The sequence below is a fragment of the Amycolatopsis sp. NPDC024027 genome, from assembly GCF_040638975.1.
In the GTDB taxonomy this organism is placed as follows: domain Bacteria; phylum Actinomycetota; class Actinomycetes; order Mycobacteriales; family Pseudonocardiaceae; genus Amycolatopsis.
Genome location: NZ_JBEZYY010000031.1, coordinates 57,502 through 76,939, shown reverse-complemented (window position 1 = coordinate 76,939; position 19,438 = coordinate 57,502). Strand labels below are relative to the sequence as shown.

The 19,438-nt window shown below is 71.4% G+C and carries 20 protein-coding genes; 6 read left to right on the top strand and 14 right to left on the bottom strand.

Annotated features, from left to right (window positions below; all coding sequences use genetic code 11):
• Positions 1-72: 72 nt before the first annotated feature.
• Both AB0F52_RS45755 and AB0F52_RS45750 read right to left on the bottom strand, forming a co-directional pair.
• A complete protein-coding gene (locus AB0F52_RS45755) occupies positions 73-561 on the bottom strand; it encodes a polyadenylate-specific 3'-exoribonuclease AS (RefSeq protein WP_103342882.1) in 489 nt (162 codons plus the stop codon).
• A gap of 20 nt (positions 562-581) precedes the next feature.
• Entirely contained in the window at positions 582-1,343 is a 762-nt protein-coding gene (locus AB0F52_RS45750) for a lysophospholipid acyltransferase family protein (protein ID WP_360184937.1), read from the bottom strand.
• Positions 1,344-1,556: 213 nt separating this feature from the next.
• On the opposite strand from AB0F52_RS45750, the gene AB0F52_RS45745 reads away from it, so the two are divergent.
• The 3 genes from AB0F52_RS45745 to AB0F52_RS45735 are packed head-to-tail and all read left to right on the top strand — an operon-like array spanning position 1,557 to position 3,986.
• On the top strand, positions 1,557-2,324 hold the full coding sequence (locus AB0F52_RS45745; RefSeq protein ID WP_360184934.1) for an alpha/beta fold hydrolase: 768 nt from the start codon (positions 1,557-1,559) through the stop codon (positions 2,322-2,324).
• Positions 2,321-2,836, top strand: a complete 516-nt coding sequence (locus AB0F52_RS45740) for a hypothetical protein (protein ID WP_360184931.1) — start codon at positions 2,321-2,323, stop codon at positions 2,834-2,836. The genes AB0F52_RS45745 and AB0F52_RS45740 overlap by 4 nt, the downstream gene beginning before the upstream one ends.
• Positions 2,837-2,846: 10 nt before the next feature.
• Positions 2,847-3,986, top strand: coding sequence for a glutamate--cysteine ligase (locus tag AB0F52_RS45735; RefSeq protein WP_360184928.1), 1,140 nt, complete (start codon positions 2,847-2,849; stop codon positions 3,984-3,986).
• Here the strand turns inward: AB0F52_RS45735 and AB0F52_RS45730 are convergent.
• The 7 genes from AB0F52_RS45730 to AB0F52_RS45700 all read right to left on the bottom strand — a co-directional run bounded on the left by AB0F52_RS45730 (position 3,983) and on the right by AB0F52_RS45700 (position 9,293).
• Positions 3,983-4,825: an NUDIX domain-containing protein gene (locus AB0F52_RS45730; RefSeq protein WP_360184925.1), complete on the bottom strand. Its 843-nt coding sequence runs from the start codon at positions 4,823-4,825 to the stop codon at positions 3,983-3,985. The genes AB0F52_RS45735 and AB0F52_RS45730 overlap by 4 nt on opposite strands.
• A 161-nt stretch (positions 4,826-4,986) precedes the next feature.
• Complete coding sequence (locus AB0F52_RS45725; RefSeq protein WP_013224324.1) at positions 4,987-5,925, bottom strand: ROK family protein; 939 nt, start codon at positions 5,923-5,925, stop codon at positions 4,987-4,989.
• Positions 5,926-5,940: 15 nt separating this feature from the next.
• Positions 5,941-6,468: a hypothetical protein gene (locus AB0F52_RS45720; RefSeq protein ID WP_360184922.1), complete on the bottom strand. Its 528-nt coding sequence runs from the start codon at positions 6,466-6,468 to the stop codon at positions 5,941-5,943.
• A complete protein-coding gene (locus tag AB0F52_RS45715) occupies positions 6,465-7,598 on the bottom strand; it encodes an ArsA family ATPase (RefSeq protein ID WP_360184920.1) in 1,134 nt (377 codons plus the stop codon). The genes AB0F52_RS45720 and AB0F52_RS45715 overlap by 4 nt, the downstream gene beginning before the upstream one ends.
• A gap of 1 nt (position 7,599) precedes the next feature.
• On the bottom strand, positions 7,600-8,034 hold the full coding sequence (locus AB0F52_RS45710) for an SRPBCC family protein (protein ID WP_360184917.1): 435 nt from the start codon (positions 8,032-8,034) through the stop codon (positions 7,600-7,602).
• Positions 8,035-8,061: 27 nt separating this feature from the next.
• A complete protein-coding gene (locus tag AB0F52_RS45705; RefSeq protein WP_360184914.1) occupies positions 8,062-8,856 on the bottom strand; it encodes a metallophosphoesterase in 795 nt (264 codons plus the stop codon).
• 11 nt (positions 8,857-8,867) lie between these two features.
• Positions 8,868-9,293, bottom strand: a complete 426-nt coding sequence (locus tag AB0F52_RS45700) for a polyketide cyclase / dehydrase and lipid transport (RefSeq protein WP_103342872.1) — start codon at positions 9,291-9,293, stop codon at positions 8,868-8,870.
• Positions 9,294-9,420: 127 nt separating this feature from the next.
• On the opposite strand from AB0F52_RS45700, the gene AB0F52_RS45695 reads away from it, so the two are divergent.
• Both AB0F52_RS45695 and AB0F52_RS45690 read left to right on the top strand, forming a co-directional pair.
• Complete coding sequence (locus tag AB0F52_RS45695; protein WP_360184911.1) at positions 9,421-11,217, top strand: long-chain fatty acid--CoA ligase; 1,797 nt, start codon at positions 9,421-9,423, stop codon at positions 11,215-11,217.
• A 636-nt stretch (positions 11,218-11,853) separates the two neighbouring features.
• A complete protein-coding gene (locus AB0F52_RS45690) occupies positions 11,854-12,606 on the top strand; it encodes a hypothetical protein (RefSeq protein WP_360184908.1) in 753 nt (250 codons plus the stop codon).
• Here AB0F52_RS45690 and AB0F52_RS45685 read toward each other — a convergent pair.
• Genes AB0F52_RS45685 through AB0F52_RS45670 form a run of 4 tightly spaced genes read right to left on the bottom strand, consistent with a single transcriptional unit; the run spans position 12,603 to position 17,103 of the window.
• Positions 12,603-13,979 (bottom strand): GH1 family beta-glucosidase, encoded by a 1,377-nt coding sequence (locus AB0F52_RS45685; protein WP_360184905.1) that lies wholly within the window; start codon positions 13,977-13,979, stop codon positions 12,603-12,605. The genes AB0F52_RS45690 and AB0F52_RS45685 overlap by 4 nt on opposite strands.
• A 17-nt stretch (positions 13,980-13,996) precedes the next feature.
• Positions 13,997-14,881: a carbohydrate ABC transporter permease gene (locus tag AB0F52_RS45680; RefSeq protein ID WP_360184902.1), complete on the bottom strand. Its 885-nt coding sequence runs from the start codon at positions 14,879-14,881 to the stop codon at positions 13,997-13,999.
• A 9-nt stretch (positions 14,882-14,890) separates the two neighbouring features.
• Positions 14,891-15,823, bottom strand: coding sequence for a sugar ABC transporter permease (locus tag AB0F52_RS45675; protein WP_360184899.1), 933 nt, complete (start codon positions 15,821-15,823; stop codon positions 14,891-14,893).
• Complete coding sequence (locus tag AB0F52_RS45670) at positions 15,823-17,103, bottom strand: extracellular solute-binding protein (protein WP_360184897.1); 1,281 nt, start codon at positions 17,101-17,103, stop codon at positions 15,823-15,825. The genes AB0F52_RS45675 and AB0F52_RS45670 overlap by 1 nt, the downstream gene beginning before the upstream one ends.
• Before the next feature lie 160 nt (positions 17,104-17,263).
• On the opposite strand from AB0F52_RS45670, the gene AB0F52_RS45665 reads away from it, so the two are divergent.
• Entirely contained in the window at positions 17,264-18,313 is a 1,050-nt protein-coding gene (locus AB0F52_RS45665; protein ID WP_360184894.1) for a LacI family DNA-binding transcriptional regulator, read from the top strand.
• Positions 18,314-18,320: 7 nt separating this feature from the next.
• Here AB0F52_RS45665 and AB0F52_RS45660 read toward each other — a convergent pair whose 3' ends face one another.
• Positions 18,321-19,427, bottom strand: a complete 1,107-nt coding sequence (locus AB0F52_RS45660; protein WP_360184891.1) for an FAD-dependent monooxygenase — start codon at positions 19,425-19,427, stop codon at positions 18,321-18,323.
• Positions 19,428-19,438: the final 11 nt, after the last annotated feature.

The window sequence follows — 19,438 nt, the reverse complement described above, 5'->3', positions numbered from 1 at the left end:
CATTCGGGACCTCGGAGGTCCCGAATGAGTCATTCGCGACGTCCGGGCCAGGCTCAGCAGCCCGGGTCAGGGTCAGCGGCGGGGGAAGTAGTTCTCGATGATTTCCCACCGGGCCAGGTTGTGCTTGGCGTCCGCCAAAGCGTCGTGCTGGTCGGTCGGCGCCGCCGGGAGCTTCGGCTTGCCCGCGTCCTCCCAGCGCTGGCGCAGGTCACGCGTGAACCGGGGCAGCTGCCGCGGCAGCGCCGGCATCGGGCCCCACAGCTGGGCCAGCGCCACGTGGTCGTACGCCGCGAACCAGGCCCACAGCTCGATCCCGCCCGGCGGCTTGCCGAAGAACTCCAGCAGGTCGTTGCGGATCTTCTCCCTGCTCCGCCACGCCCGGTCGGCCGGTGAGGGCAGCTTGTCCAGGACGTTGTCCCGGACCCACGGCCCCGCCTTCGAAGGGTCGAACTCCGTCGAGACCGCGTAGAACTCGCGGCCCCGCTCGTCCACCACCCCGATCGACACCAAATCGATGGTCACGCCGTCTTCGATGAACTCGGTGTCGTAGAAGAAACGCACTGGTGAACAGTAGTGGTGGCTCAGCCGACCTTGGAATCCGGCACCCGGGCCGCGTCGCGCGCGCCGGGCTGGGCGGGCACCGCGGGCTTGACCCCGGCCGCCTCCGCCGCCAGCAGCTCCTTGGCCTTCGCCGCGTAGATGTCGACGTACTCCTGGCCCGAGAGCTCCATCAGCGCGTACATGATCTCGTCGGTGATCGACCGCTCGATGAAGCGGTCACCCGCGAGGCCTTCGTACCGCGAGAAGTCCAGGGGCTTGCCGAAGCGGACCTCGAGACGGCGGGGCCACCACATCTTCGAGCCGATCGGGTTGACCTTGTCCGTGCCGATCATCGCCACCGGGACCACGACGCCGCCGGACTCCAGGGCGATCCGCGCCACGCCCGTCTTGCCCTTGTACAGGCGTCCGTCCGGGGATCGGGTGCCCTCCGGGTAGATCCCCAGGAGGTGCCCCTCGCGGACCAGGCGGATCGCCGTGTCGAGCGCGGCCTGGGCGGCGTTGCCGCCGGACCGGTCGATCGGGAACTGGCCGACGCCGGTGAAGAACCACTTCTTGAGCGTGCCCTTGAACCCGGGCTCGGTGAAGTACTCGGACTTGGCCGGGAAGGTCACCTTGCGCTTGACCCGCAGCGGCATGAAGAACGAGTCCGCGACCGCCAGGTGGTTGCCGGCCAGGATGGCGCCACCCGTCTCGGGGATGTTCTCCGCGCCGACGACCTTGGTCGGCCAGAGCGTCTTGAGCAGCGGTCCGAGGAACACCCACTTCATGAGCCAGTACAGCACCGGTGTCTCAGTCCTCCATCGCAGCCGCAGCCCCTGTTCACCCGAGACGAACAGCCTACGAACCCGGGTGGCCGCCGCACAACGGCGACCACCCGGTTACCGCTTCGGCAGCGATCGATCTCACAGCGAATTCCGGGCCCGGGCGGACCCCCACAACGTCCACCGGCCGTGAGAGCATGGAGTGACTGCACCGCTCACACGGAAGGCGATCGCATGGGCGTGCTCGCCGGCGCGGAACCGTTCGGCCACACCGGTTCGGCCGAAACCGGGTTCCTGCTCTGCCACGGGTTCACCGGTACCCCGGCGAGCATGCGGGCCTGGGGTGACCACCTGGCCGGGGCCGGGTTCACGGTGCGCTGCCCGCTGCTGCCGGGCCACGGCACCCGCTGGCCGGACCTCAACCGCACGACGTGGGAGGACTGGTACGGCGCCGTCCGCGAGGCCCTGCTCGCGCTGCTGGCGACGTGCAGGACCGTGTTCGTCGGCGGCCTCTCGATGGGCGGCACGCTCACCCTGCGCCTGGCCGAGGAGTTCGGCGACCGGATCGCCGGGATCGTGCTGGTCAACCCGTCGGTGACGCGGCTGAAGTGGGACACGCGGCTGCTGCCGGTGCTGGGCCGGATCGTGCCGTCGGTGCCGGCGATCGCGAACGACATCAAGAAGCCGGGCGAGACGGAGCTGGCCTACCCGCGGACGCCGGTGCGCGCGGCGGCGAGCCTGGCGAAGCTGTGGGCGGTCGTGCGCGCCGACCTGGCGAAGGTGACGCAGCCGGTGCTGCTGCTGCACTCGTCGGTCGACCACGTCGTCGAGCCGGTGAACTCGCAGCTGGTGCTGCACGGCGTCTCGAGCACCGATGTCACCGAGGTCGTGCTGGAGAACAGCTACCACGTGGCCACGCAGGACAACGACGCCGAAGTGATCTTCACCCGCAGTGTCGAGTTCGCGAAGGCGCACGCCGCCCAGCCGGAGGAGACGGCATGAGCCGGGGGAAGGACGGGCCGGAGGACGTCGACGCGACGTTCGCCGAAATCGTCGCCGACCTGCGGGCCGCCGGGTTCGGGCTCCCGGAATCGGACACCGCGGACACTGCGGACACCGCCGGCACGGCGGGCGCGGAGCCGGAGTCGCGCCGGACGCCCGAGCGGCCCGCCGACCCGCCGGCGGTGGAGGCCCCGCCGGAGCCCGGCTGGCGGTCCGGGGGCACGTCGTGGGACGCCACGATGTTCTCCGACGATCCGGCGGAGGACGACGAGCACTACGTGCCGCCCGACCCGCCGCCGCTGCCCCGGCCGAAGCTGGGCGCGTTCCTCATCCTGCTGCTGTTCCTGGCCGGGCTGTTCCTGCTGATCCTGCCCGGCGCGATCGGCGTCGGCCCGACGGTGGCGACACCGCTGGGCATCCTCGCGCTCGCGACCTCGATCGCGCTGCTGCTGCTCCGCGTGCGGCAGGGTCCGCCACCCGGCGCGGACCCCAGCACCGGCGCCCAGGTCTAATCGGACGGCGATGCACATCGAGTTCAGTCCTTCGCGGCGATCGACCGTCGGCGCGGAATGGGAGCTCGGCCTGGTGGACCGCCGCAGCGGCGAACTGTCCTCGGTGGCCGAGCAGATCCTCGAGGCCGTCCGGCCCGACGGGCAGGCGGAGCACCCGAAGATCAAGCAGGAGCTGCTGCTCAACACGATCGAGATCATCACCGGCGTCTGCGGCACGATCGCCGAGGTCAAGGCCGACCTGAACGACTCGCTCGACGTCGTGCACGGCGTCGCCGACCCGCTCGGCGTCGAGATGTTCTCGGCGGGGACGCACCCGTTCTCGAACTGGTACCAGCAAAAGGTCACCGACAAGGAGCGCTACGCCAAGCTGATCGACCGGACCCAGTGGTGGGGACGGCAGATGCTGATCTACGGCGTCCACATCCACGTCGGGGTCGACCACCGCGAGAAGGTGCTGCCGGTCCTCGACGCGCTGCTCAACTACGCGCCGCACCTGCAGGCGCTGTCGGCGTCTTCGCCGTACTGGGGCGCCGAGGACACCGGGTACGCGTCGAACCGGGCGCTGATGTTCCAGCAGCTGCCGACGGCCGGGCTGCCGTTCCAGTTCCGGAAGTGGGCGGAGCTGGAAAGCTACGTCGAGGACATGTTCACCACCGGCGTGATCGACAGCTTCTCGGAGATCCGCTGGGACATCCGGCCGTCGCCGAAGCTCGGCACGATCGAGATGCGCGTCTGCGACGGCCTGCCGACGCTGGAGGAGGTCGGCGCGATCGCGGCGCTGACGCAGTGCCTGGTGGACGACTTCGTCGAGCGCCTCGAGGACGGCGAGATCTTGCCGGCGCTGCCGCCGTGGCACGTCCAGGAGAACAAGTGGCGCGCGGCCCGCTACGGCACGGACGCGATCGTCATCCTGGACGCGGCCGGGCGCGAGCGGCTGGTCACCGACGACGTGGCCGACCTGCTGGACCGGCTCGAGCCGGTGGCGCGGCGGCTGGACTGCGTGGCCGAGCTGCGGGACGTCGAAACGATCCTGCGGTACGGGCCGAGCTACCGGCGGCAGCGGGCCGTCGCGGAGCGGCACAAGGGCAGCCTCAAGGCCGTCGTCGCGTCGCTGGTGGCCGAGATGCGCGACGGGATCGCGAAGGACTAAAGCTCGTCGAGCTGCCGGCGGAGCGTGCCGGGACCGAGGATCGAGGCGCCGAGCGCTTCGACGCGCCTCCTCAGTTCACGGTCGGCCGTCGCGACCAGGACGCTCGCTTTTTGCTGCGCGACGACCTCGACGATCTTCGAGTCACCGTCGGTGTCGGCGGCGACGACCTCGACGCCCGCGGCCGACGTGACGCGCTTGGCCTGCCCTTCGACGACCAGGATGATCCGCGGCCACCAGGTCACGGTGGCGTCGTCCGGGTCCGGCACGCCGGCTTCGGCGAGCTTGGCGAGCCGGTCGCGGAGGCGCTCGGCGGCGCCGTGCCGGTCGCGCCACCAGCCGTCCGGGCGCGAGCCGACGACGTTGGCCGCGTCGACGACCAGGACGAGTTCGCGGCCGACGCGGTCGCGCAGGTCCGGCCACGCGGCGGCGAAGTCGCGGTGGAGGGGGTAACCGGGGACGTCGTCGGGATCCACCCAGCGCACCTCCGCACTTTCGGTGTTGGCGACGCGCGCCTCGGCGCCGTCGGCGAGGGCCAGGACGGTGGTGTAGCTCCAGTCGCCGTGGTCGACGACGGAGGCGGAGACCGCACGGAAGGCCTCCGCGGGGACGGAGGCCTCTTCGAAGGCTTCCCGTGCGGCCGCGCCGACGGCGGTTTCGCCGGCTTCGATGGCCCCGCCGGGCAGCGCCCAGGTGCGGCCGTGGTGCACCCACCAGGCGCGGCGCTGCAGGAGGACACCGCGGGCGGGGTCGACGAGCAGCAGGCCCGCGGCGCCGTAGCGGCCCCAGTGCAGGTGCCCGCAGGAACAGCGGACGAAGACGCTCGCGGACAGCTGACTCACGTGTCCAGCGTGTCACAGGTCGGCCGCGGATCACCTCTCCGCGGAAGCCGGGGCTCGCTCCCGGCGGCCGCCGGCGCCGGCCGACGCCCCGGAGGTCGCGAATGACTCATTCGCGACCTCCGGCGTCCCGAATGAGTCATTCGCGACGCCGAAGGCCGGGGTCAGACCGGGGTCTTCGCCGCTTCCAGGGCCAGGGCCGCCGCGCCGACGATCGCCGTGTCGTCGCCGAGGTGGGCCGTCCTGATGCGGGCCAGGGGGCGGTGGCGCGCCCCCGTGATCGTGGCCGCGTAGTGCTCGCGGGCCTCGTCCAAAAACAGGGGCGCCGACTCCGACACGCCGCCGCCGATCACGATGATCTCCGGGTCGAACACGTCCGCCACCAGGGCCAGGCCCTCGCCCAGCCACTTGGCCAGCTCCGCCATCGCCAGCTGGGCGATCGGGTCGCCGTCGCGGGCCGCGCCCGCCACGCGGCGGCCCGTCACCGAGCCCGGGTCGCCCGCGACCTGGGGGGCCAGCACCGTCGAGCGGCCCGGGTGCCGCGCCAGCAGCTCCACCGCCGTGGCCGCCAGGGCCGTTCCGCTGCAGTAGCGCTCCCAGCAGCCGTACTTGCCGCACGGGCAGGGGCGGCCGCCGCGGACCACCGTCAGGTGGCCCAGCTCCGGCGCGACGCCGTACGCGCCGCGGTAGAGCTTGCCGTCCAGCAACAGCCCGGCGCCGATGCCCGTGCCCAGTGCCACCAGGGCCGCCACCTGGGCGCCGCGGGCCGCGCCGAAGCGGTGTTCGCCCACGATCGCCGAATTGACGTCGTGCTCCAGCAGCACCGGCAGGCCGACGCGCTTTTCGATCCGGTCGGCGACCGGGGCGCCGCGCCACGCCAGGTGCGGGGCGAACATCACCGACCGGCGGTCGCGCGCCACGAAGCCCGCCACCGCGAGCCCGACCCCGGCCACGTCGTGCCGGTTGCGCAGGTCCTCGACCACGCCGGCGATGGCGTCCTCGAGGGCGCCTTCCTCGGTCGGCGTCGCGACGCGGGCCGTGTCGAGCAGGGAGCCGCGTTCGTCCACCACGCCGGCCCGGATGCTCGTCCCGCCGACGTCCACCCCTATCGTCCGCACTCAGCTCTCCCACTCGTCGCGCCTGCGGACGGCGATGTGCTGCACCCTGGCCGGCGCCGTGGCGTCCGCCGCGGGCCGCGCCGCGGGCCGGAACCCGGGCATGTGCACGCCCTCCTCCGGCTCCCACCGGTCCGCGAGCACCGCGCGCAGCAGGGCGACCAGCTGCGCGAGCTGCTCGGCCAGCCGCGCGACCAGCTCGGGCCGTTCCCCCCGCACCACCGCGACGATCGCACAGAGCGGACACCAGCCGCACGCCGAACCGTCCGGTTTCGCCTCGTCAGGGGGGCCGTAACCACCGGGGCTTCGCCCCGGGCCGGGGGCTTCGCCACCCGGAACCCCCGAAAAGAAGCTGTAACCACCGGGGCTTCGCCCCGGGCCGGGGGCTTCGCCACCCGGAACCCCCGAAAAGAAGCTGCCGTGCCCGGCCGCGAGCAGGCCTTCGAGCCACGGCGCCGCCTTCTCCGCGACCAGCTCGGCGAGCAGGCGGATCTCCTCCGTCAGGCGCGGCCCGTGTTCCTCGTCGCTCACCCGCGTCCCCGGTTCCCGGCCAGGTGCACGACCAGGCCGTCGGCGTCGGATTCCGCGCCGGTGATCCGGCACGGCCGCAGCGGCTCCGGCAGCGCGATGAGCCTGCGGAAGCCGTCCACGGTGATCGCCAGGTCGTCGTCGACGCGGGCGAGGTCGACCTCGGCGTCCCGCGCCAGCGGGATCGCGACGCGCAGGGTGTACCCGCCGGTGGCCGGCCGCACCCGCAGCAGCGGGGTGACGGGAGCGCCGTTGCCCGCGAGGGGGTCTGCGCCGCGGTAGAGCTCGGCGGCGATCTCCAGCAGCGCGGGCAGCCCGACCGGCTCGACGGCGCGGTGCTCGACCCGGGCGACCGGCGCGATCCCGGCCGCGGCGAGTTCGGCGAGCACGGCGTCCTGCTGCGTCCGCCGGGTGCGCAGCCAGGACGCGGCGCCGCCGCGCCAGATGCCGGGCGCGGGCATCAGCCGGTTGGCGATCAGCCCGTCGACGGCGATGCCGCGCAGGGCCAGGGAACTGAGCGTGCGCCGCGCCTCGGCGACGACCACCCGCTCCGGCGTCAGGACGAGCCGGACCGTCGTCACCGACGGGTCGGTGAGCAGCCCGCGCAGGCCGTCGAGGTGGGCGCCGAGGCGGCGCACCGAGTCCGTGACGCGGCCGCGCGGCCCGAACACCCGCGTCAGGTAGCCGGAGACGGCCTCGGGCAGGGCGAGCAGCCGCAGCGTCTCGGCCGTCGGCCCGCAGTCGACGACGACGGTCTCCCACGGCCCGGCCTCGGCCAGCCGGCGGACCTCGGTGAGGGCGAACAGCTCGTCGACACCGGGCAGCACGGTGAGCTCTTCGGCGTCGAGGGTGTCCAGGCCCGCACCGGCCAGCACCGTCCGCAGCTCACCGCGCAACCGATCCCAGCTCGTGTCCACCAGGGTGCGCGAGTCGACCTGCACGCCCGAAAGGAGAGTGTCCACTTCGGACGGTTCGGCACCGAGGGGGTGCCCGAAGGCGTCACCGAGCGAGTGCGCCGGGTCCGTGGACACGACGAGGGTCTTCCTGCCGCGGGCGGCGAGGGCGGCGCCGGTGGCCGCGGCCAGCGTGGTCTTCCCGACACCCCCCTTGCCGGTGCACAGCAGGATCCGCACGTTAGCCCTCGGCCCGCTTCTTGAGCTCCTTCAGCGCGGTGTCCATGACCATCTTCTCGGCCTTGCGGCGCAGCAGGCCGATCATCGGCAGCGCCAGCTCGACCGACAGCGTGTAGGTGACCCGCGTGCGGCCGCCGAGGTCGGCCAGCGCGTAGCGGCCGTTCTGCGCCTTCTGCATCTGGCCCTTGACCAGGTGCCAGCTGACGCCGAGGCCGTCATCGTCCCAGTCGTACTCGAGGGTGTAGACGTCCTTGATCGGCCCCGCGTCCAAGGTCAGCTTGACCTGCTTGGCCCGGCCCTCGGCGTCGGTGTCGAGGACCTCGGTCTGCCGGACGGCCTTGGCCCATTCCGGGTACGCGGGGAAGTCGGCGATCACGGCCATCACCCGGCTGGGCTCGGCGTCGACCTCGATGGACTGTGTGGACTGCTCGGCCATGGGTCGAAGCGTAGCCGCCGCGGTTGGTCACCAGCGCAGCACGTAGGGCTGCCCGGTCTCCTTGAAGTGACCCACGTTACGGCACTCGGTCAGGCCGACCCGGGCGCGCGCCGCCAGGGGCTGGTGCACGTGCCCGAACACCGACCAGCGCGGCCGCTGGGCCCGGATCAGCTCCAGCAGCGCCGTCGAGCCGATCTCGCTGCGGCGCGCGACGACGTCGTAGGTCAGCTCCGGCAGCGCGGGCGGGCCGTGCGTGCAGAGGACGTCGACCTGCTCGAGCGCGGCCACGCTCCGGTCGTAGTCCCCGCGATCCCGCAGGTAGGGACGCCAGGCGGCGCCCTTGCGGGGCCGCGGGACGACGCCGTCGGGCAGCAGCGCGCCGCCGACGAACCCGAACCGCAGGCCGCCGATCTCCGCCACCTCGCCGTCGAGCACCCGGACGCCCTCGCCGGCGAACTCCGGCCACAACGCCGGGGTGTCGACGTTGCCCGGCGTGGCGTAGGTGGGCGCGGTCATCGCCGCGAACAGCGTCGCGTACTGGGCGCGGATCGCCTCGTCGACCGCGGCTCCCGGATCTTCGAGGGTGGCCCAGAGCGTGCGCGAGAAGGCAACGGTTTCGTCACGGGTGCCTTCACGGCGCAGGCGGGCGAACTCGCCGACCTTCTCCGGGCCGAACAGGGCGCCCATGATGCCCTTTTCGTAGTCGTGGTAGTCGACGAAGTCGATCAGGTCGCCGAGCACGACCAGGGCGTCCGCCCCGTCGCCCGCCCGTTTCAACGCGTCCGCGTTGCCGTGCACGTCCGAGACGACGTGTACCCGCACCGGTGCTCCCCCTAGCTTTCGACGTCACTGCCTTCGCCGCGCGGAGGGACGCCGGGCTCGCGCCCGTCCTCCAGGATCTCCTTGAGCCCGAGCGCGATCGCCTTGGCCGCGCGGGCCCGCCGGTCGAACTCCCGCCGCAGGTCGCGTGGCGCCAGCTCCCGGGGCGTCCCGGCCGCGTCGGCGGGGGTCGCCCGCAGGAAGTAGTGCAGCAGGGTGCCGTCGAGCACCGGCTCGAGCCAGACCTCCATCGTACCGACGAGCGCACCCGTCACGGTCCAGCGCAGGCCCTTGTCCCCCCGGTCGGTGTAGACCTCGAGGACCAGGTCGGGCCAGTAGCGCCGCCAGGAGGCCGGCTCGGCGAAGACCGCGGCCACGGTGGCGGGCGGAACGGCGAGGAACGTCTCGTCGACGATGTCGAGTGAGGGTGGCGCGTTCACGTGCGAAGAATGTCACGCCCTCGCCTCGCGGCGCCGATCAGCATGGTCTTAAGGTGCTCACCACGCTAAGTTGACTGGCGGGTAACAGCGGTGTCACCTGCCGCACGCGTTGAACACGGAGGTCCACGTGCGCGAATACAGCGCTCCCGCCGGCAAGCCGGTGGCCGACGACGAAAACATGTCCGACGTCGTCTGGGCGAACGCCGAGCGGTTCTCCGACGTGGTGAGCTTCCGCCGCCAGGTCGAGGGCAGCTGGCTGGACGTGACCGCCAAGGAGTTCGCGGCCGAAGTACTGGCCGTGGCCAAGGGCATGGCCAAGGCCGGGATCGGCCGCGGCGACCGCGTCGCGATCATGTCGAAGACCCGCTACGAGTGGACGCTGATCGACTTCGCGATCTGGGCGGCCGGCGCGGTCACCGTCCCGATCTACGACACGTCCTCGCCCGAACAGGTGCACTGGATCCTGTCCGACTCGGCCGCGAAGGGCGTGTTCGTCGAGACGAACGGTCACGCCGCCGCGCTCGAGTCGATCCGGGACCGGCTCACCGACCTGGCCAGCACCTGGCAGATCGAGGGCGACTCCCCCGCCGTCGAAGAGCTGTCCGCGCTCGGCGCTTCGCTGTCGGACGACGAGCTGCACGACCGGCGGCGCGAGGTGTCCGCGGACGAGCTCGCCACCATCGTCTACACCTCCGGCACCACCGGCCGCCCCAAGGGCGTCGAGCTGACCCACCGGAACCTGCTGGCCGAGATCCGCGCCGACATCGAAGCGTTCCCGCAGCTGATGGAGCAGGGCAACTCGCTGCTGTGCTTCCTGCCGCTGGCGCACGTGCTGGCCCGCGCGATCGCCGTCACCGCGCTGACCGCCCGCGTCACCCTCGGGCACACCCCGGACGTCAAGAACCTGGTCGCCGACCTGGGCACGTTCCGGCCGACGTTCGTCGTCGCCGTGCCGCGCGTGTTCGAGAAGGTCTACAACTCGGCGAAGCAGAAGGCCCACAGCGAAGGCAAGGGCAAGATCTTCGACGCCGCCGAGGCCACCGCCGTCGCCTACAGCGAGGCGCAGGACTCCGGCGGCGCCGGGCTCGGGCTGAAGCTCAAGCACCTGGCGTTCGACAAGCTGGTCTACGGCAAGCTGCGCGCGGCCCTCGGCGGCCGCTGCGTCGCGGCGGTCTCGGGCGGCGCCCCGCTCGGCGCGCGGCTGGCGCACTTCTTCCGCGGCATCGGCGTCCCGGTGTTCGAGGGCTACGGCCTCACCGAGACGTCCGCGGCGGCAAACGTCAACACGCAGACGGCGTTCCGCGTGGGCACGGTCGGCAAGCCGGTCAACGGCACCTCGGTCCGCATCGCCGACGACGGCGAAGTGCTGCTCAAGGGCGACGTCGTGTTCCGGGCCTACTACAACAACCCGCAGGCGACTGCCGAGGCCCTCACCGACGGCTGGTTCCACACGGGCGACCTGGGCGAGCTCGACCGGGACGGGTTCCTGAAGATCACCGGCCGCAAGAAGGAGCTCATCGTGACGGCGGGCGGCAAGAACGTCGCCCCGTCCGGCCTCGAGGACACGATCAAGGCGTCCCCGCTGATCAGCCAGGCCATGGTGGTCGGCGACCAGCGCCCGTTCATCGCGGCACTGGTGACGGTGGACGAGGAGTACTTCCCGTCCTGGAAGTCCCAGCACGGCAAGCCCGCCTCGGCCACGGTCGCCGAGCTGGCTTCGGACGCCGACCTGCTCGCCGAGATCCAGGCCGCGGTGGACGAGGCGAACAAGTCGGTGTCCAAGGCCGAGGCGATCAAGAAGTTCACCGTGCTGGCGAACGACTTCACCGAGGCCGGCGGCGAGATCACGCCGAGCTTGAAGCTGAAGCGGAACGTGGTGACGAAGAACTACGCCGACGACATCGAGGGCCTGTACAAGAAGTAAGCCCAAGTCCGTGAAGGCCACATTGAGGGATTCTGAGTCCCTCAATGTGGCCTTCACGGCTTTCGGGTCACAACTTTGCGGCAACGATGATTGCACCATGGTCACGATGTGAAACGAAGCCGGGACCGCGACCGAGCTATTGGTCACGATCCGAAACTCGGGAAGTGAGCGCCGACTCGAGCCGACGCTGTCGACGGGAGGGCCAGATGGGCGCATCGATAGCTCTACCCGATCCGGTGGAGAAAGCCAGCCAAGAACCGACTCCGATTCCCGAGACCGAACTGTCCCTTTCCGTGACCGACTGGGACCCCTCCTCGTCGGCGTTCTCGGAGCCGGCTGTCGCCGCGGTCCGGAACCGGGCCGAGGCGACCCTGGGGACCTCGCCGAACAACGGCAGGACCTCGAGGCCGCGGGGCCCGACCTGGGGCTGACCCGTAAGGAGGTCAGCATCCCCGTTCCGGCGGACTGGTCGAACACGCCGGGAAGCCCGGCCTACTACCTGCGGATGGCCGAAGGTTACCTGCGCGCGGCGGCATCGGGCACGATCTGCCGCGACGAATTCCCGGAGTCGTCCTTCACGAACGTCCCACCGCCGCCCGACAAATGGATCTGCGCTCACCGGCCGTCCCACCCGCGATGACCATGACAGCCCAAACGCCTTACGCACGCCAAACAGGGCTCTTCTCGGGCGCCAGCCTCTGGCGAGCCGCCCGGCCCGCGCTCATCGTCGTCGCGGCCGCTCCCTTCGGACTGGCGGCCGGCACCGCCGAGCGCCGATGGCTGTTCGGTTCGGCCGCGCTCGCGGTTCTCCTCGCGATGACCACGGTCATCGTCGTGTGCCGCCGCCGGATCGCCGAGAAGCCGACGCACTTGGTATTCCTGTCGGAAATCGAGCTCGCGACGTTGATCTGCGCCACAGTAACACTTCTCGCCGCGACGGTGAACGTGGTGGCGTGGGTGTCGGAGCACTACGACTCGAAAGGCCTGGCCTACTGCATCGGGCTGCTGGCCGGTGGCCTGCTCGGCTTCCTGTCCAAGGACCTGTTCAAAGCGGGGGAAAACGAGAGCTGGAACGCGGGCCACTTCCAGGTCAGGGCGATCAAGGTCTATCGGCCGTATTTCTACCGGCGAGACTCGCAAACCGGACGGTACCAAGGACACGACACGCTGGCGCGGTGGATGCCGGACGGACTCGCGGCCGACGCGTTGCGCATGAACCAGTACCGCGACGCCTCGGGAGGGTACGTCGTGGGCTGGAGCCACGCTGATCGGATGAGCAGGGCACGCACTGTGCAGGCGGAGCTGGCTTGCCTTCCGTGGAATCCCTCACCCAACGGCACGGCGGGCCCGGTCACCGTCTTCGAGCACGATCTCGGACTGCCCGCCTAGCCATCGCCACCCGCGGTGCGCTGCGCCGCGATGAAGTCGCGGTACCAGCGGTAACTCGACCTCGGCGTCCGCTCCTGCGTCTCGTAATCCACGTGGATCAACCCGAACCGGTGCTTGTACCCGTGCGCCCACTCGAAGTTGTCCAGCAGCGACCAGCAGAAGTACCCGCGCAGGTCCACCCCGGCCGTCGCGGCGGCGCGGGCCGCCTCGATGTGCTCGCTCAGGAAACTGATGCGCTCGTAGTCCGCGAGGTCGCTCCGGTCCGCGTACACGCACCCGTTTTCCGTGACGTACACCGGGGGTAGTCCCGCGTAGCGGTTGTGCAGGCCGACCAACGCTTCCGTGAGGCCCTCCGGCTCGACCGGCCAGCCCATCCCGGTGCGCGGGACGTCGTCCGGCAGCTGCGTGGTGTCCACCCCGATGTCGGTCACCGTCCGCCGGGCCGGGTCCGGTTCGCGGTGCGGGGCGTCCGCGACGTGCAGGCGGTAGTAGTAGTTCAAGCCCAGGTAGTCCAGCGGTGCCCCGATCGTCTCGAGGTCGTCGTCGTGGCGGAACGAGAAGTCCGAGACGCCGTCGAACATCGCCGACAGGCCCGGTGCGTAGCGGCCGCCGAACAGCGGGTCGGTGAACTGGCGGCGCAGCAGGGTGTCCTGTCGCGCGGCCGCCGCGGTGTCGGCGGGCGAGGACGACACCGGCACCGCCGGCGACTGGTTGAGGACGATGCCGAACTGGTGCGGCGACGCCGCGCGCTCGCGCATCGCCCGCACCGCCAGGCCGTGGCCCAGCAGCAGGTGGTGGGCGGCCGCCAGCGCGCCGTGCCCCTCCCGGGCTCCCGGCGCGTGGCGGCCTTCGCCGTAGCCCGCGACCGCGCACGGGTACGGCTCGTTCAGCGTCGTCCAGTGGTCGACGACGTCGCCGAGCTCCTCGTGCACCAGCGCCGCGTACTCGGCGAACCGAAACGCCGTGTCGCGGGACCGCCAGCCGCCCGCGTCCTCCAGGGCCTGCGGCAGGTCCCAGTGGTACAGCGTCAGGAACGGCTCGACCCCCCGCTCCCGCAGCCCGTCCACGAGCTGCCGGTAGAAGCCGAGGCCCCGGCGCTCCAGGCGGTGCCCGTCCGGCTGGATCCGCGGCCAGGAAACCGAAAACCGGTAGGAGTCGACGCCCAGGTCGGCGAGCAGGCCGAGGTCGTCGCGCCAGCGGTGGTAGTGGTCGGCCGCCGGTTCGCCGGTGTCGCCGCCGGCCACCGCGCCGGGGACCGCCGCGAACGTGTCCCAGATGGACGGTCCGCGGCCGTCGACGGTGGTGGCGCCCTCGATCTGGAACGCCGAGGTGGCCACGCCCCAGCGGAAGCCGGGTGGGAAGCTGGAAGTCACGGTGAGCTCCGGGTGGGTCAGCCCTTGAGCGCGCCCTGCATGATGCCACCGACGATCTGGCGGCCGAACAGCAGGAACACGATGAGGACGGGGACGGTGCCGATGGTGGCGGCGGTGAGCACGAGCGTGTAATCGGTGGTGTAACCACTGGCCAGCGTGGACAGTGCGGTTTGGACGGTCGGGTTCTCCGGCACCAGCACCACCAGCGGCCAGAAGAAGTCGTTCCAGGCCTGCATGAAGGTGAACAGGCCGAGCACCGCCGCGGCCGGGCGGGCGGCGGGCAGGGCCACGTGCCAGAACAGCCGCAGCGAGCCGCAGCCGTCCATCCGGCCGGCTTCCAGCAGCTCCAGCGGCAGCGCCCGCTCGAAGTACTGGCGCATGAAGAACACGCCGAACGCGGTGACCAGGCCGGGCACGATCACCGCCTGCAGCTGCCCGGCCCACCCGAAGTCGGCCATCATCATGTACAGCGGCACCACGCCCAGCTCGGTCGGGATCGCCTGGGTGGCGACCACGACGAGCAGCAGCGCGGTCCGCCCGCGGAACCGCATCTTGGCGAAGGCGAACCCCGCCAGCGTCGAGAACAGCACCACCGAGACGGTGATCGTGCCCGCGACGATCAGCGAGTTGCCCAGCGCCAGCGCGAAGTCCGTCTGGTCGAAGACGCGGGCGATGTTCTCGAACAGGTGCCCGCCCGGCACCAGGACCGGCGGCACGCTCCCGACCGCCTCCGTCGTCTGCGAGGAGACGACGAACGACCAGTACACCGGGAACGCCGAGCCGGCCAGGATCGCGATCAGCGCGGCGTAGGTCCACGGGCTCGCGACCCGCCGGGCGATCCGCCGGGCCCGTCCGGGCGCGACCGGCGGCGCGGGGGCGGCCGGGGTCAGCACGGTGGTCATGTCCGCTCCTCAGTCCGTTTGGATGCGCCGGGTCACCAGGTACGACAGGCCCGCGACGAGCATCGTGGCCACGGCCAGGATCAGCGCGATCGCCGAGCTGTAGCCGAAGTCGTACTTGGTGAAACCCTGTTCGTAGAGGTAGAGCGCGGCGGTCTGGAACTGCCGGTCCGACCCGCCGGTCGCCGCCGCGGCGCCGGGGTTGAACAGCAGCGGCTCGGCGAGCAGCCGCATGTTGCCGGTCGTCGCGATCACCGTGGAGAAGATGATCTGCGGCCGCAGCAGCGGCACGGTGATCCGCCAGAACTGCTGCCACCCCTTGGCCCCGTCGAGGGTGGCGGCCTCGTACATGCTCGACGGGATCGCCTGCATCGACGCCAGGAAGATCAGGGCGTGGTAGCCGGTCCAGCGCCACACCACCATCGACGCGATGGCGGTGTGCGAGCTGGCCGTGCCGGCCTGCCAGTCGACCTGCCCGGCGCCGAACCAGCTCAGCACCCAGTTGATCAGCCCGAAGTCCCGGCCGAACAGCTGCGCGAAGATGATCGTCACCGCCGCCACCGAGGTGATGTTGGGCAGGATCATCCCCATCCGGAACATCGTCCGCCCGCGCAGCCGGCGGTTGAGCAGGTGCGCGATGCCGAGCGCGAACAGGATCTGCGGGATCGTGGTCAGCAGCCACAGGCTGACCGTGTTCCCCATCGCGTTCCAGAAGTACGGGTCGTGGAACAGCAGCTGGTCGTAGTTGCCGAACCCGATGAACTGCGCGCCTTCGGCGTCGATGAGGTTCCGCTTCTGCAGCGACACGAAGGCCGTGTACAGCAGCGGGAACAGCCCGAAGACGCCGAAGATGAGGAAGTACGGGCTGATGAACCCGAACGGCGACAGCTTGACGTCCCACTTCTGCCGCCGTTCGGCGAAGGTCAGCGTGGTGGTGCCGGCCATCACTTGATCTTCGCGACGTCACCGACCAGCTGCTGCCACGCCGCCGCGCCGTCCTGCTTGCCCTGCTCGACGCGCTGCATCGCGTTGCCGAACTCGGTCTGCACGTCGCCGGCCTTCGGGCCCTGGTACTGCGGGTTCAGCTTCTTCGCCGCGTCGGTGAAGAGCTTGCCGACCGGGGCGCCCGAGAAGAACGGGTTGGTGTAGCCGGTGATCTTCGGGTCGTCGTAGAGCGACGGCGCCGACGGCAGCAGGCCCTTGCTGGTGAAGACCTTCGCCTGCTGCTCGGGCGCGGTCAGCCAGGCGGCAAGATCGGCGGCTTCCTTGGTGTGCTTGCCCTGCTTGGGCACGGTCAGGTACGAGCCGCCCCAGTTGCCGCCCCCGCCGGGCACGCTCGCGATGTCCCACTTGCCCGCGGTGTCCGGCGCCTGGTCCTTGATCTTGGTCATCATCCACGCGGGACAGGTGACGGTGGCGAACTGGCCCTGAGTGAAGCCGGTGTTCCACTGCGGCGTGCTGTAGAGCAGGCCGGCGCTCAGGTTCGCCTTGACCGCGTCGGCGACGAGGTCCCAGCCCTGGCGCAGCGCCGGGTTGCTGCCCACGATGATCTTGTCGTTCTGGTCGTAGTAACCCTGCGGGGCCTGGCCGACGATCGCGTTGAGCACGGTCGGGCCGCCGTCCATCCACTTGACACCGTTCGGCGCCTGGGCCTGGAACCGCTTGCCGGCGTCGAAGAACGCCTGCCAGGTCGGCCAGAGCGCGGAGACGGCGTCGCGGTCCTCGGGCAGCCCGGCGGTCTTGAACATGTCACGGCGGTAGCAGATGGCCAGGCCGCCGACGTCGGTGCCGTAGCCGATCTGCTGCCCGCCCTTGGCCAGCGACGCGGCCCACTTCCAGCCGAGCCAGCGGTCCTTGAGCTTGTCACCGCCGACGGTGTTGAGGTCGACGAACTTGTCCGGCGTCGCCTTGAACTGGGCGACGTAGCCGGTGTCGATGGCCTCGACGTCCGCGGCGCCGGCGCCGGTGGCCAGGTGCGCGGCGAGGTTCTTGTGGTGGTCGGAGTAGGCGGCGGTCCGCTCGGTGATCTCGATGTCCGGGTGCGCCGCCTGGTACTCCTTGATCAGGTCGGTGTAGCCGAAGTTGCCGAACAGGCCGAGGCTCAGCTTGACCTTGCCACCGGCGGCACCACTGTCCCCGCACGCGCTCAGCGCGGTGAGCGCGACCAGGGCGGCACCCACCCCCGCGAGCAGGCGGATCCGGCGGGTTGTCGTTTTCGGGCGCATGAGATCTCCGTTGTTCTGCGGGCCGGTCGGAAAACGCGGGTCCCATGAGAGCGCTCCCAGCACGGTGCCGTCAAGTAACGAATTAGTAACGTGGGTTGGCGTTTACGCAGTCCCAGGTCGTGTGCTACAGATGTAACCGGTTACAAGAACGGAGAACGCCATGGTCACCGCGCGCGAGGTCGCACAGCTCTGCGGGGTTTCCGTCGCCACCGTGTCGCGGGTGTTCAACCGCCCCGCCACGGTCAGCGCGACGACGCGCGAACGCGTCGAACGCGTGGCGCGGGACCTCGATTTCTCGCCGAACGAGTCGGCGCGCGCGCTGTCGCGGCAGCAGTCGGCGATGGTCGGGCTGGTCTGGGACACCGACCACCGGCGGCCCGGCTGGCGGCACCCGTTCCTGCAGGACCTGTTGCTGGGCCTCAAATCCGCGTTGAGCTCGCACGGCTACCACCTGCTGATGCTCGCGACGAGCGACGACGCCCGCGACCGCAACCCGGGCGTGTCGCTGGCCGACCCGGTCGGCTACGTGAGCATGACCCGCCGGCACCACCTGGCCGGGCTGGTGCTCATCGACAGCGGGACGGACGCCGACGCGTTCACCGCGTTCGCCCAGTCCGGGTTGCCGTGCGTCGCTTTGGACGTCGCCCTGTCCGGGCCGCGGGCCACCCACGTGACCTCGGACAACGCGGGGGGCGCGGCGGAAGCCGTCCGGCACTTGGCCGCCCTCGGGCACCGCCGGATCGCGACGATCACCGGCCCCCGCGGCAACGCGCCGGCCACGGCCCGCACCGAGGGGTACCGGCGCGGGCTGGCCGACGCCGGGCTGCCGGTGTCGGAGGACCTCGTGATCGGCGGCGACTTCTACCGCGAGAGCGGGTTCGTCGGCATGCGCCGGCTGCTGGCCCGCAAGGAGCCGCCGACGGCGGTGTTCGCAGCCAGCGACGAGATGGCGGTCGGCGCGCTGCTGGCGGCCCGCGCGGCCGGGCTGCGGGTGCCGGCGGACCTGGCCGTGGTGGGGTTCGACGACATCGAGGTGGCCTCCCTGGTGGACCCGGCGCTCACCACGGTGGCCCAGGACAAGCCGGGCTTCGGCACGGCGGCGGCCGGCGCGCTGCTGACGATGCTCGAGAACGCGACGACCCCGGAACCCGTGCTGCTGCCGACGAAGCTGGTAGTGCGCGACTCCTGCGGCGGGAACGTGCGGCGCTAGCCCCGGCTCAGGCGGTGATCTTCGCGTCCCAGTCGATGTGGTGGGCGTACAGCCAGCCGCTTTCTTCGCCGACGTCCCGGCCCGCGCTCGCCGCCACCAGCTTCTCCACCCGCTCGCGGCGCAGGCTTTCGTACGCCGCGAACGCCGATGCCGGGTCCGGCAGGTCACGCAGGCACTGCGCGAGGACCACACTGTCCTCGATGGCCATCGAGGCGCCTTGGGCGGCGGCCGGGGACGCGGCGTGCGCGGCGTCCCCGACGAGGACCATCTCGGGCGTCGACCACACCTGCGTCTCCGGAACGTCGTAGGAGTGGCCGCCGAAGACCTCGTCCCCGGTGGCGGCGATGATGTCCGCGCAGGGCACCGGGTCGCCGTCGAACGCCGCGTGCGCGAACTCACGCCAGCCCGCCGGGGTGACCGCGGCGATCTCCTCGCGAGGCCGCTCGGCGTCCGGGATGCGGGCGAACCAGAAGGTCGCTCCGGCCGGGTCCGTGGTGAACCCGAAGGCCGCCCGGCTGCCGCGGACCATCCGGTAGATCCCCGGCGCCGCGGGCAGCCCGCCCGCGCGCGTGTACCCGTACACGACGGTCAGCCCGGTGTAGCGGGGCTCGTCCGCGGCCGGGTCGATCAGCTGCCGGACGACCGAACGCAAACCGTCCGCGCCGACGAGGACGTCGCCGGTCGCGGTGGTGCCGTCGGCGAACTCCGCCGTGACGCCGCCGGCCCCCGGTGTCGCGCGCACCAGCCGGCGACCACGCTCCAGCGGGACACCGCGGCGCGCGGCTTCCTCCTGCAGGACGCGGTAAAGCGTCGCCCTGGTGAGGGTGCGCGGCCCGTCGAGACCTTCGGTGTCGAACTCGCGCCGCCCGACGGTCTCCCCCGTCGGGGCGACGAGCTCCACGCCGTACGCGGCGAAGGAATTGTCGATCACGGGCCCGTCGGCGCCGATGGCGCGCAGGGCGTCCATGCCGTTGTGCATGATCGTGAGGAACGCGCCGACGTCGTCCCCACCGGCGGGATAGGCCTCGAACACGACGGGCTCGTGCCCGGCCAGCTTCAGCGCCATCGCCGTGACCGTGCCGGAGATCCCGCCACCCGCGACCAGTACCCGCACTCCGCGCCCCC